The organism is Sphingobacterium bovistauri, assembly GCF_020295405.1.
GTDB classification, from domain to species: domain Bacteria; phylum Bacteroidota; class Bacteroidia; order Sphingobacteriales; family Sphingobacteriaceae; genus Sphingobacterium; species Sphingobacterium bovistauri.
Map to the genome: position 1 here is coordinate 1 of NZ_JADEYP010000047.1, position 12,731 is coordinate 12,731.

Annotated in this window: 13 protein-coding genes; 10 read left to right on the forward strand and 3 right to left on the reverse strand. The window is 34.5% G+C overall.

From position 1 onward, the window contains the following. The first annotated feature begins 504 nt into the window (after positions 1–504). The 3 genes from IPZ78_RS16740 to IPZ78_RS16750 all read left to right on the forward strand — a co-directional run bounded on the left by IPZ78_RS16740 (position 505) and on the right by IPZ78_RS16750 (position 1,944). The gene (locus IPZ78_RS16740) at positions 505–795 is read left to right on the forward strand and encodes a DUF4342 domain-containing protein (protein ID WP_225555132.1); all 291 of its coding nucleotides are present in this window, start codon (positions 505–507) and stop codon (positions 793–795) included. Positions 796–806: 11 nt separating this feature from the next. Beyond that, the gene (locus IPZ78_RS16745) at positions 807–1,007 is read left to right on the forward strand and encodes a YqaE/Pmp3 family membrane protein (protein ID WP_225555133.1); all 201 of its coding nucleotides are present in this window, start codon (positions 807–809) and stop codon (positions 1,005–1,007) included. A gap of 184 nt (positions 1,008–1,191) precedes the next feature. Further along, positions 1,192–1,944, forward strand: a complete 753-nt coding sequence (locus tag IPZ78_RS16750; protein ID WP_225555134.1) for an SDR family NAD(P)-dependent oxidoreductase — start codon at positions 1,192–1,194, stop codon at positions 1,942–1,944. Between the two features lie 54 nt (positions 1,945–1,998). Here the strand turns inward: IPZ78_RS16750 and glmM are convergent, their stop codons facing one another. Next, positions 1,999–3,384: a phosphoglucosamine mutase gene (glmM, locus tag IPZ78_RS16755; RefSeq protein WP_225555135.1), complete on the reverse strand. Its 1,386-nt coding sequence runs from the start codon at positions 3,382–3,384 to the stop codon at positions 1,999–2,001. Positions 3,385–3,569: 185 nt separating this feature from the next. Between glmM and IPZ78_RS16760 the strand changes: the two genes are divergently transcribed. The 5 genes from IPZ78_RS16760 to IPZ78_RS17410 all read left to right on the forward strand — a co-directional run bounded on the left by IPZ78_RS16760 (position 3,570) and on the right by IPZ78_RS17410 (position 7,704). Continuing rightward, a complete protein-coding gene (locus IPZ78_RS16760) occupies positions 3,570–4,160 on the forward strand; it encodes a phosphatase PAP2 family protein (RefSeq protein WP_225555136.1) in 591 nt (196 codons plus the stop codon). A gap of 8 nt (positions 4,161–4,168) precedes the next feature. Then, positions 4,169–5,020, forward strand: coding sequence for a ZIP family metal transporter (locus IPZ78_RS16765; protein ID WP_317197586.1), 852 nt, complete (start codon positions 4,169–4,171; stop codon positions 5,018–5,020). 182 nt (positions 5,021–5,202) lie between these two features. Then, the gene (locus tag IPZ78_RS16770; RefSeq protein ID WP_225555137.1) at positions 5,203–5,442 is read left to right on the forward strand and encodes a FeoA family protein; all 240 of its coding nucleotides are present in this window, start codon (positions 5,203–5,205) and stop codon (positions 5,440–5,442) included. After that, positions 5,442–7,544 carry a ferrous iron transport protein B gene (gene feoB, locus IPZ78_RS16775; RefSeq protein ID WP_225555138.1) on the forward strand — a complete coding sequence of 701 codons (2,103 nt, stop codon included), beginning with the start codon at positions 5,442–5,444 and terminating at the stop codon, positions 7,542–7,544. Before IPZ78_RS16770 ends, feoB begins: the two co-directional genes overlap by 1 nt. Before the next feature lie 7 nt (positions 7,545–7,551). Beyond that, positions 7,552–7,704, forward strand: coding sequence for a FeoB-associated Cys-rich membrane protein (locus tag IPZ78_RS17410; RefSeq protein WP_225555139.1), 153 nt, complete (start codon positions 7,552–7,554; stop codon positions 7,702–7,704). A 54-nt stretch (positions 7,705–7,758) separates the two neighbouring features. Here the strand turns inward: IPZ78_RS17410 and IPZ78_RS16785 are convergent, their stop codons facing one another. After that, entirely contained in the window at positions 7,759–8,343 is a 585-nt protein-coding gene (locus IPZ78_RS16785) for a YceI family protein (protein WP_225555140.1), read from the reverse strand. An 11-nt stretch (positions 8,344–8,354) separates the two neighbouring features. Continuing rightward, positions 8,355–10,487 (reverse strand): S9 family peptidase, encoded by a 2,133-nt coding sequence (locus IPZ78_RS16790; protein ID WP_225555141.1) that lies wholly within the window; start codon positions 10,485–10,487, stop codon positions 8,355–8,357. 237 nt (positions 10,488–10,724) lie between these two features. On the opposite strand from IPZ78_RS16790, the gene IPZ78_RS16795 reads away from it, so the two are divergent. Both IPZ78_RS16795 and IPZ78_RS16800 read left to right on the forward strand, forming a co-directional pair. Next, positions 10,725–12,350, forward strand: coding sequence for a S8 family peptidase (locus tag IPZ78_RS16795; RefSeq protein ID WP_225555142.1), 1,626 nt, complete (start codon positions 10,725–10,727; stop codon positions 12,348–12,350). A gap of 70 nt (positions 12,351–12,420) precedes the next feature. Further along, positions 12,421–12,597, forward strand: coding sequence for a hypothetical protein (locus IPZ78_RS16800; protein ID WP_225555143.1), 177 nt, complete (start codon positions 12,421–12,423; stop codon positions 12,595–12,597). Positions 12,598–12,731 lie beyond the last annotated feature (134 nt).

Consider the following 12,731-nt stretch of genomic DNA (forward strand, 5'->3'; position numbering starts at 1 on the left):
CTGCTTATATTTCGAGCATTACTGCTGTACTTATCTTGTTTTGTTTTCCCTTCGTTTCCGTCGGGACTGCAAAGGTAGAAACTTTATTTAAACTTCCAAAATTTATTTGAAGTTTTTTTTCTTTATGTTTTCACAAGTTTCCCTGTTTAAACAGCCTCTATCCTCTTATTTCATGTTCCGAAGAACCGTTCCTCCCTTGCGGAGTGGTGCAAAGATAGAAAAGAATTACAACTACTTCCAAGCTTTATTAGAGTTTATTTTTTGAAAATCGCGTAAGCAGCTGTTCAACTGAGAAATAAAATTAAAAAGAGGAGAACTTAGAATATCAAATTATTAAAATTTATTAAACAAATCGTATAAGTAATATTTGACCGAAATAAAAACGTGTTTCACCGATTAAGCAACTAAGTTTACCTAATCCCACTAAAATTAAAAAAAGTTACAACTTACTTTTGAAACATAATCACAAAAGCAATTGTTAAAACATATTAAAACATAAATATCATGGCATACAAAGAGACATTTAATATTTCAGGTGAAAACTTACTTAAGAAAGTAAAAGACCTTTTCAATGAAGCTAACGTAACTAAAATCACAATAGCAGATAAAAACGAAAAAGAAATTATCAGTTTTCCAGTTTCAATTGGTATAGTGGGTGTATTCTTAGCTCCTATTTTTGCTGCTGTAGGTGCTATCGCTGCCATAGTGACCGACTGTAAAATCATTGTTGAGCGTAAAGATGCAGAACCTAAAGCTGAGGAGACTGTTGCAGAAGAAGAAAACCCATTAGTATAATTATAAACAGCATGATGATACTTATAGCTGTTTTATTTCCTTGGTTATCCTTCTTTTTGAGAGGGAGAATTATAGTCGGCATATTGTGTATTATCCTTCAATGTACATTGATCGGATGGTTACCTGCGGCTATATGGGCTGCAGCATCATACCTAGACGCTAGGAATCAAAAGAGATTGCAAAGACATTATCAACATGCGCAGTTTGTATAGTTTACATGTTTAATTAATTATTATAGATTGAAGCCTTCGAAATTTCGAAGGCTTTTGCTTTTAATTATGTTCCTAAAAATCTAGTCATCCAAATTATCTTTTTAAGTACGGAATATCACTTTTTTAACGCAAACAAATCTGTTATTTTATTGCAGTTAATTAAACGACATTAAATTCAAGGCTTATGAAAGATTTAGAAAATAAAGTAGCGTTAGTAACAGGAGCCGGTTCGGGTATCGGTCGTGCAGTAGCATTACTGTATGCTAAACAAGGTGCAGCTGTTATGGTATCTGATATAAACGAAAAAGGTGGTAACGAAACTGTAGATATGATAAAGAACGTCGGTGGAAAAGCTGCATTCTTTAAAGCAGACTCATCATCGGCAGTAGATAATGAAGCATTAGTTGCCGCAACTGTTAAAGAATTTGGGGAATTAGACATCGCTTGTAATAATGCAGGAATCGGCGGTGAAGCCAATCTGACGCAAGACTATTCTTTAGAAGGCTGGAAAAAAGTATTAGATATCAATCTAAATGGTGTGTTCTATGGCTGTAAATATCAATTGCAAGCAATGGTAAAAAATGGTGGTGGATCTATTGTCAACATTTCATCAGTGCATGGTACTGTAGCAGCTATAAATTCTCCAGCTTATACGACTACAAAACACGGTGTAGTCGGTCTAACCAAAAACATTGCTGCTGAATATGGAACTAAAAACATAAGATGTAATGCCGTAGGACCAGGTTATATAATGACTCCTCTCTTAGAAAATAACTTAACCCCAGAAATTATCGATGCCCTAAAAGCTAAACATGCTTTAGGCCGTCTTGGAGAAGCAGATGAAGTCGCAGAGGTCGTTGCTTTCTTAAGCTCTGATAAGTCTTCTTTTGTGACAGGTTCTTATATATTAGTAGATGGTGGTTATACCGCGGTCTAAGTTAGTCCTTCATAAAACAAAATAGTCCTCGAGAATCTCGAGGACTATTTTGTTTTATTTAGAAATGATTTCTTGCATTTCATTCATTATCTTTTGCGCTATGGCTTCTGCTGCTTCTGGCGTTGGTCCTTCCGAATAGATACGAATAATAGGTTCTGTATTCGATTTACGCAAGTGCACCCATTCATTTTCAAAGTCGATTTTCAATCCGTCAATTGTCGAATGATTTTCATGTGCATAATTTTTCTGCATCGCATCCAATAATCCGTCAATATCTAATTCTGGCGTCAATGTGATTTTATTTTTTGACATGTAATATTGTGGCAACTCAGCACGGTATTCAGACATTTTCTTACCCAATTTTGCTAAGTGTGACAACAAAATTGCTACACCTACCAAAGCATCACGACCATAATGTGAAGCCGGATAAATAACACCTCCATTACCTTCGCCACCGATGACAGCATCAACTTCTTTCATCTTCGTTACTACATTGACCTCTCCTACCGCTGCTGCGAAATATTCTCCACCATGTGCTAAAGTCACATCACGAAGTGCTCTTGTCGAAGAAAGATTCGACACGGTGTTCCCTTTTTTCTTAGAAAGAATATAATCAGCTACAGCAACTAACGTATATTCTTCACCAAATAATTCACCATCTTCCATCATGAATACCAAACGATCCACATCAGGGTCAACAGCAATTCCCAAATCAGCTCCATTTTCTAAAACAGCAGCCGACAAATCAGTTAAGTGTTCTTTTAATGGTTCAGGATTGTGTGGAAATTTACCATTAGGCTCGCAGTGAATTTTGAAAATAGTCTCTACACCCAATGCTTTCAATAAAGCAGGGATAAAAATCCCTCCGGTACTATTTACCGCATCTACCGCAACTTTAAAATTAGCATTTCTAATAGCTTCTACATCCACATATTCAAGAGCCAGTACGGCGTCAATATGTTTTTGCAAATAAGATTCGTCATTAATAACTTTTCCCAAATCTTGAACTTCTGCAAAATCAAAATCTAAGCTTTCGCCCAAAGTCAACACTTCCTTACCCTCAATATCAGAAATAAATTCTCCTTTTTCATTCAACAACTTTAAAGCATTCCATTGCCCTGGATTATGAGAAGCCGTAAGAATAATACCGCCAGCAGCATTTTCTAATGGCACGGCAATTTCCACTGTAGGTGTAGTTGATAATCCAAGATTAATAACCTCAGCGCCTATACTTTGTAAAGTACCAACTACCAAGTTACTCACCATTTCACCTGACTCACGCGCATCGCGACCCAGCACAATTTTTCTGTTTCCAGATTTTCCAATAAGGATCTTACCAAAAGCTGCTGTAAATTTCACAATATCAATTGGTGTCAATCCTTCGGAAGCTCTACCTCCTATTGTACCACGTATTCCAGAAATGGATTTTATTAAAGTCATAATGATTGTTAAAGTTTATGAGGTGTAAAATTAAGATTAAATAAAAAAAAGACAACAAATATTCTTAAATAATAAGAAAAAGCATACCTTTGTTGCAACTTTGTGTATTTTAGAGTCGAAATATATTTCACGTTGTTTGAAAATAGTGTATTTTAGCTTATTATACATAAACTGGAATCAAACTTATGTTACAAGAAATAATCGATTTAGATAAAGAAATATTTTTAGTCATCAACCAAGGATTAAGTAATCCTGTATTTGATTGGCTCCTTCCTATCTTACGAAATCCATTCACATGGGCTCCATTGTATTTGTTTCTTATTATTTTTTTTATCAAGCATTATGGTAAACTAGGTGTTGTTATTGTCGCATGTACTTTACTCAATTTTGCTGCATCAGACGCCGTTTCATCTCACTTAATTAAGAAAAATGTTAAACGTATTCGTCCATGCAATGACATAGAATTTAAGCATGAAGTTAACACACGAGTACGTTGTGGCTCAGGCTACAGTTTTACGAGTTCGCACGCTACCAATCATTTTGCAATGGCCTTCTTTTGGATAGTATTATTTCGTCGTAAATGGCGTCATACGCTCTGGTTGTGTCTACTTTGGGCTGCCGCAATATCTTTCTCACAAATATATGTAGGTGTACACTATCCATTTGATATCCTATGCGGCGCTTTAGTGGGTATGAGTATTGGATTGACTTCGGGCTATTTATTCAATCGATTTGTCCCCTCCTTTATTGAAAAAAAACAAAATTTAACGACATAATATAATTTATGAATCCTATTCTTATTGTTTCGATACTATTTATTTCAGCTTTCGTGGCTGGTTTGGCAGTATTTTTTGTAAAACGCGATAACACCAATTACCTAAAACTAATATTATCATTTAGTGGTGCATATTTATTTGCTATTACTGTACTACATTTAATTCCTCACGCCTATCATGATGGCAATACAAGTCCAGAAATCATTGGATTATATATTTTAGGAGGTTTTATTTTCCAACTTTTACTCGAGCAATTCTCCCAAGGTATTGAGCATGGTCATATTCACCAACATGAGAATACAGGTTTTCCGCTAGGTATCATGATTAGTTTATGTCTTCATGCATTCTTAGAAGGTATGCCTTTAGTTGCTGGACACCAAAGTCAATTGGTATTTGGTATAGCGATTCACCATATTCCAGCAGCATTTGCATTAGGAAGTTTATTATTGAATACACATCTTAAAAAGCAAACAATAACGATTATGTTGTTTGTATTTGCTGCAATGACTCCACTTGGATTTTTGACAAGTAAGTTTTTGAGTGATGGAGAAGTAAGCAACATTTCGCAACATTTTGATAAGATAATGGCTGTCGTAATAGGTATTTTCTTGCATATTTCTACAACAATTTTATTTGAATCAGGCTCTGCGGATCATCACAAATTCAACAAGAAAAAAATGGCTGCCGTCTTCTTAGGTATAGGTCTTTCTTTGACAACGTTCTTGTTCCCTACGCATGACCACAGTCATGGTGGACATGATCATGACCACAATCACGAGCAGCATGACCACGACCATGGTTCTCATGAACATAATCATGAAGACCACAAACACGACGAGCACGAGGGGCACAATCACTAAGACATAATGAATATAAAAAAGGAGTCCAATTCAAACACAGAATTGGACTCCTTTTCATTTAAAGAAAATTTTATTTTTAATAATTCTAAATAACCTAACAAAGATTTGACAATAAGGCTTCGTACGACTAACCTAATTTGAGTAACTTTGAATTTTTGAATTCAATATTACTCGACTATACTATGCAAAATAAAGTTTCACTAGATAAACTTAGTAAAAACGATGAAGCTGTAATTGATTCTTTTCTGAATGATACATTACCCGCAAAATTCTATGAATTAGGTTTTGCACCTGGATCCATCATCAAAATTAAGCACAAAGCTCCTTTTAATGGACCTGTATGTATTCAAATCAAACACGACGATTCATTAATTGCCATCCGCAAATCTGAGGCAGCTTTAATTTTAGCTCATAAAATATAATGAAGAAAAAAACTATAGCATTATTAGGAAATCCTAATGTAGGAAAAACTTCTCTTTTCAATAGAATAACAAAACTCAATCAAAAAGTAGGTAATTATCCTGGTATTACCGTAGAAAAAAGACAAGGTACGATAACAGCAAATGATCAAGAGTATTCTATTATTGATTTGCCTGGCACCTATACGCTTTTTCCGAATTCTCTTGATGAAGAAGTCGTTTTAAAAACCTTACTCCAAAAAGAAAATGAAGATTACCCTGAATTAGTTGTTGTCGTCTCGGAGCCAAGTACAATTAGTAGAGGTATTATTATATATCAACAGGTTCGCGAAATCGGACTTCCTGCCATTTTTGTCATCAATATGGAAGATGAGATTAACGCGAAAGGCCTAAGCATTGATTATAGCAAACTAGAGCAATATCTTAAAACCAAAGTTTACAAAACTAATGCACGTACGGGGACTGGTGTTGACGCTTTAATAAAAGTATTTAATCAAGAAGTAGGGCCATATTTTGGAGCAATGAATCTCCCTGCTTCATATCAGCCTGCTATTGATGAAGCGAAGAAATTATTTCCATTAGACACCGAATATAAAACTTGGTTACATTTAGCGTTAGATAGCCAAAATATTCATCCTCAAGATATAAGTCAACAGCTTAAGTCTATACGTGATAAATATCAAATTTCTGCACAACAATTGCAAAAAGAAGAATCCATTATCCGTCATGACAAGGTGCAAAATGATTTAGTCTCAATTCTTTCAAAATCAGAGAACAAAAAACTCTCATTCACAGACAAAGTTGATAGTATTCTTATTCATCCAATATTTGGCTATGTAATTTTTTTCGGAATATTATTCTTTATTTTCCAAGCAATTTATAATTGGTCAGGTCCATTAATGGATGGGGTTGATGGTATATTTGCTTCATTGGGTGAATTTGTTGCAGCAAACTTTCCTGAGGGACCATTGAACGATTTACTAGTAAATGGAATAATAGCTGGTATCGGGGGCATTGTAATATTCCTACCGCAAATCGTAATTTTATTCCTATTTATAGCCATAATGGAAGAAACTGGCTACATGAGTCGTGTCGTATTTCTCATGGACCGTTGGCTAAAACCATTTGGATTGAATGGTAAATCTGTAATTCCATTGATGTCAGGTGTAGCTTGTGCTATTCCAGCTGTCATGTCAGCACGAAATATTGAGAATCCTAAAGAACGTTTATTGACGATGCTGGTGACTCCGTTCATGACATGTGCCGCTCGTTTACCAATTTATATTGTAATCATTGGTCTAGTAATTCCGGATAGAGATTTCTTAGGATTTAACCTGCAGGGGATTACTTTATTTGGGATGTACCTTTTGGGTATCATTGGAGCATTACTATCAGCATTGGTTTTAAATAAAATCATTAAATCTGTTCGAAACTCCTATTTAATATTTGAATTACCAACGTACAAAACACCAGATTTCAAAAATGTTTTGAATACCGTTTGGGAAAAGTCATTAGGTTTTTTATTAGGTGCTGGTAAAATTATCTTAGCTATTTCTATTATACTTTGGGTATTAGGAAGCTTCGGTCCAAACGATCGTTTCACTCAGCCGGAGAAATATATTGCTATGGAAAAACCTCATTTGAGCGAAGAAGAGATTCAAAATGAAGTGTCAGCATACAAGACTGAATATTCCTATTTAGGTTATTTAGGTCAAGCTATTGAACCAGCTATACGTCCTTTAGGTTACGATTGGAAAATAGGTATTGGTCTATTGGCTTCATTTGCTGCACGTGAAGTATTTGTAGGTACCGTAGCTGTTGTGTATTCTCTTGGAGAGGAAGTTGATATTGAAGATGACGAACAAAAAGCAACTTTATTTCAACGTATGAAATCCGAAGTAAATAGAAACACAGGGGAGCAAACATACAATTTTGCCACAGGTATTTCGTTATTATTATTTTATGCATTCGCAATGCAATGTATGGCAACTATTGGTGTTGTTCGTAAAGAAACTGGTTCATGGAAATGGACAGCTATTCAAGCTGGATTCATGACAGGCTTAGCCTATATAGCTGCATTAATTGCATACCAACTTTTAAAATAATTCGATTATGTCATTAACAATTCAATATATCATTATAGCCATTATTTTCGCGATTGCTGTCATTTCAGTTATTCGGAAATTCATTCCATCAAAATCAAAAAAGCAGAACGGGTGCGGCTCAGGATGTGGATGCGACATGAATAAATCGACTATTAAATAAAAAAGAAGGGCTTCAACATGATGTTGAAGCCCTTCTTTTTATTTATAAATATCCTTATTTCTTTTCTGCAACTAAGGTAATATCTAAGACAAAGTCATCTTCGATTGCACCATCGCCCAGCCCCGAAAATAAACTTCCTGATTTATATTTCACATCAAATAAAGTACGATTTACCTTTACACCAATCGCCTTGGCTACAACGACGTCTTTACTATAAGTTACTTCTGCAGGAAAAGATAAATCTTTAGTAATTCCTTTAATCGTTATTTTCCCATTTACTGTAGCCACATTATTTTGTGTTTTTACAGATGTAATTACATAAGTAGCTGTTGGGTGTTTTTCGACATCAAAGAAATCTGCATTTTTCAAATGAGCCACCAAACGAGGTGATGATTTTTCTGAATTAATGGATTTCGTATCCATCGTAATAGTTCCTGATTTCAACTGCTTATTAGCAAAAGCCAATGAACCATTAGACACCAATATTGTTCCTTGTGTATTTCCGCCAACAATCTTCTTACCAGCCCAACTCACTAATGACTTACTTGGGTTTACCACAAAACTTTCCGCTTGCTGGGCATAAGTTGTAGTGAATGTAAACAGAATTAAGAATGCAAATAAAATGCGTATTTTCAACATATATAAATTTATTATTTAGTAATTCCTTCCAATTTCAGGATAAACGCCCACTCTAGAGCTTGATCTTTCAGATAATCGAATCGTCCAGAAGCACCTCCATGACCAAAATCCATATCTGTTTTAAGCATCAAAACATTATTACCCGTCTTCATTGTCCTCAATTTAGCTACCCACTTTGCAGGTTCGAAATATTGAACTTGACTATCATGAAGCCCTGTCGTCACAAGCATATTGGGATATTCCTTCGCTTCAATGTTTTCATACGGTGAATAAGATTTCATATAGTCATAAGCTTCCTTATTGTTTGGATTCCCCCATTCATCGTATTCATTCGTAGTCAAGGGAATAGAGTCATCTAACATCGTATTCACCACATCCACAAAAGGAACCGCTGCTATCACCCCATTCCATAAGTCTGGCGCCATATTAATAACTGCACCCATCAGCAAACCTCCTGCACTACCACCCTCAGCATACAAATGACCTTTTGAAGTGTATTTATTCTCAATTAAATACTTACCACAATCAATAAAATCGGTAAACGTATTAATCTTTTTCATCATCTTACCATCTTCATACCATTGACGGCCCATTTCTTCACCACCTCGAATATGTGCTATAGCATAGATAAATCCTCTATCAAGCAATGATAATCGAGCCGAACTGAATGTTGGGTCCATCGAAGAACCATAAGAACCATATGCGTAAAGATATAATGGCGCAGAACCATCTTTTTTAGTACCATTTTTGTAAACCAAAGAAATAGGAACTTTTGTTCCATCTGTTGCTGTTGCAAACGTACGCTCAGTAACATATTGTTCGGTATCATAACCTCCTAATACTTCCTGTTGCTTCAGCAAAGTTTTATCCTTGGTTTTCATGTTATAATCAAATGTAGAAGATGGTGTAACCATAGAAGTATAACCATAACGAACTACATCTGTATCATATTCTCTATTTACACTAGGATACACAGTAAATGCTGCCTCACCAAAATCTAAATCATGAACCGAATTATCTTTTAAATTGCGAATTGAAAGATTGGTCAACCCATTTTTACGTTCAGATACAACTAAAAACTCTTTGAACTCGTCTAACCCTTGAACCAAAACATCTTTACGGTGAGGGATAAAATCTTTCCAATTTTCCTTAGTAGTCTTATCCAATGGAGCTTCAGACACCTTAAAGTTTAATGCGCCATCTGCATTAGATACAATTAAAAATTTATCTGCTAAAGGAGTTACGGAATAGATAACATCTTTCATCCTTGGTTGAAATAATTTGAATTCACCATTTGGATTGTCTGCTCCTAAATACCTTACTTCAGAACTCATTGTATTCTGAGATTGAATAAATATATACTTCCCATCTTTAGACTTACCTACACCGATATAATTTGTATTATCCTTTTCATCATACACCACTACATCCTTACTCTCATCCGTACCCAAAGCATGTCTTTTGATTTTTTCAGACAATAACGTCACCGCATTTTTAGCTGTATAAAAGAATGTCTTATTATCAGCTGCCCAAGTAGCACCGCCACTAGTACGAGTTATTTTGTCTTTATAAATTTCTCCTGTTTCAAGATTTTTCACGTGCAACACATATTCTCTACGCGAAACTTCATCTACACCATATACTAATAATTTGTTATCAGGACTAATGGAAACACCACCAATAGCGTAGTAAGGCTTTCCTTCAGCCATTTTATCAACATCTAGCAAAACTTCTTCAACCGCGTCCAGAGAACTTTTTTTACGACAATATTTATAATATTGTTTACCTTCATCAGTACGATTATAATAATAATAACCATTAAAGAAATATGGAACAGACTCATCCTTCTCTTTGATGCGCCCCTTCATCTCTTCAAAAAGTTTTTGTTGAAAATCCTCTGTACCAGCCATCATTTGTTTGGTATATGCATTTTCAGCTTCGAGATATTTAACGACATTAGAAGAATCAGAACCCTTTTTGAAGAAATCATTCAACCAATAATAGTTATCTACTACGGTATCACCATGAATTATACGATTGTGCGGTTTGATATCCGCAACTGGAGCCTGTGCAGCAGGCCAAGTGACAGGATCTTTTTCAGCTTTTTGGGAGCAAGACACGACTGCCATACTTAAAATTATCATCCAATTGTTTTTAGAGGCTAACATAGTGAAAAAACAAATTAATAGTGTTTAAATATTTATTTTTATATTTAATTATACCGAGCTAATCTAAATTAAAGCTAATACAACTGTACAAGATACTTAAAATCTATATGCAGAACTACAATATTTAAATTATATATAATGTATTAACTAATTTTAACACCCATTGGCACAATAATCGCCTTATATTTGTACGACATTTTTTACAACATAAATATGCATAAAACAAAAATTTTTATAGCCTTATTGGGAATAGGAATATTGCCTTTTGCGGGTATTGCACAAGATAAAAAGGATAAAGCTCCTGCTAATTGGTACAATCTAGATTATAAAACAGATGGTATCATGGGGATAAGTACTGAAAAAGCTTACGAACTATTAAAAGGAAGAAAAGCTACTCCAGTAATTGTAGCTGTAATAGATGGTGGTGTAGATGTATTACACGAAGACCTTAAAGATGTACTTTGGATTAATAAAAAGGAAGGAAACAAAAACGGAAAAGATGATGATAAAAACGGCTATATAGATGACAAATATGGCTGGAATTTTATCGGAGGTGCTAATGGTGAAAACGTAAATTACGATAACCTAGAAGTCACTCGTTTAATTGCTAAATACGATCCTATATATTCATCTGTTCTTCCTTCCACAAAATTAAATGAAGAGCAGCGCAGAGAATTCGTGGCATATCAAAAAATGATTTCGGATTATACATCAAAATATGATGAGGCAAACTTTGGAAACACAAACTATGGCAGGTTGAAATTGAACGTTGATAAATTCGTTTCCGAAATTGGCAAAGAACCAAAAGATATCAGCAAAACAGATATTGAAAACTACAAAACTGAAAATAGAGATATCAAAACAGCCATTTCAATTATTAAAAAAGCAACGGAAAAAGATTCATTTGAGAAATTCTATGAAGATATTAAGGATGCCGATGAGTACTTTTCATCACAAATAAAATATCATTTAAACAAAGAATTTAATCCGCGTAATATTGTTGGTGACAACTACGAAGATGCAAGTGAAAGATACTATGGTAATCCTGATGTAAAAGGTCCAGATGCAGGACATGGAACACACGTTGCGGGTATTATTGGAGCGAAACGCAATAATAATATTGGAATCAATGGCGTAGCTGACCATGTTCAAATTATGTCTCTACGAGTAGTACCAAATGGTGATGAAAGAGATAAAGATGTCGCGAATGGTATTCGTTATGCTGTAGATAATGGCGCAAGAGTTATAAATATGAGCTTTGGTAAAGGATATGTTTATAATAAAAAAACTGTTGATGAGGCAGTACGTTATGCTCAAGAAAAGGATGTATTATTAATACATGCAGCAGGCAATGACTCCAAAGACATTGACATTAACCCTAATTTTCCAACTAAATATTTTACAGATGATCAAAATGCAGTCAAAGGTGAAGCGAGTAATTGGATGACTGTAGGTGCTACATCTTGGAAATTAAATGACGAGTTATTAGCTGATTTTTCAAATTTTGGCTATAAATCTGTGGATGTATTTGCTCCTGGTGTTGAAATAAATTCAACTATGCCTGAAAACAAATACAAAGAACAACAAGGTACAAGTATGGCAGCTCCAGTAGTTGCTGGTTTAGCTTCATTATTGAGAGCTTATTATCCTCAATTGTCTGCCAAAGAAGTGAAAGAAATTATTATGAAATCTGTCACTAAAGTAGATCAAAAAGTTAAAATCAAGAAAGATGGTAGCACTAAGAAAGTTTACCTAGATGAGATTTCAGTTAGTGGTGGTATTGTTAATGCTTATAACGCTATTGTAGAAGCTAACAAATACATTAATAACAAAAAATAAAAAAATGTTAAATTTTTCACAATAAAGCTTTTGATACTACGTTAATATAATAACAAATAATCAATTGCTTATGGTAGAAAACTTTACTCAAACAGAAGAAAAAACTTACACAAGCGTAGACGAGACAACAAATGAAGAAGCATTTGAGGCAAAAATTAAAAACGAAATTAAAAATCTAATAATTGAGCCAAATCAATCGACGATTGATAATATCCTTCAATACTCCAAAACGTTTAGTAAGAAATAACTGCAAAGAGGCTGTCTAAAAAGGTCTGTTAATTAAAGAGCCCCGTCATTAAAAAATAATGGCGGGGCTTATGTTTTTTGTCCTCAATTTTTTGTAAATTGAGGTGCACCCAAAAAACGATATGAAAGTACAAT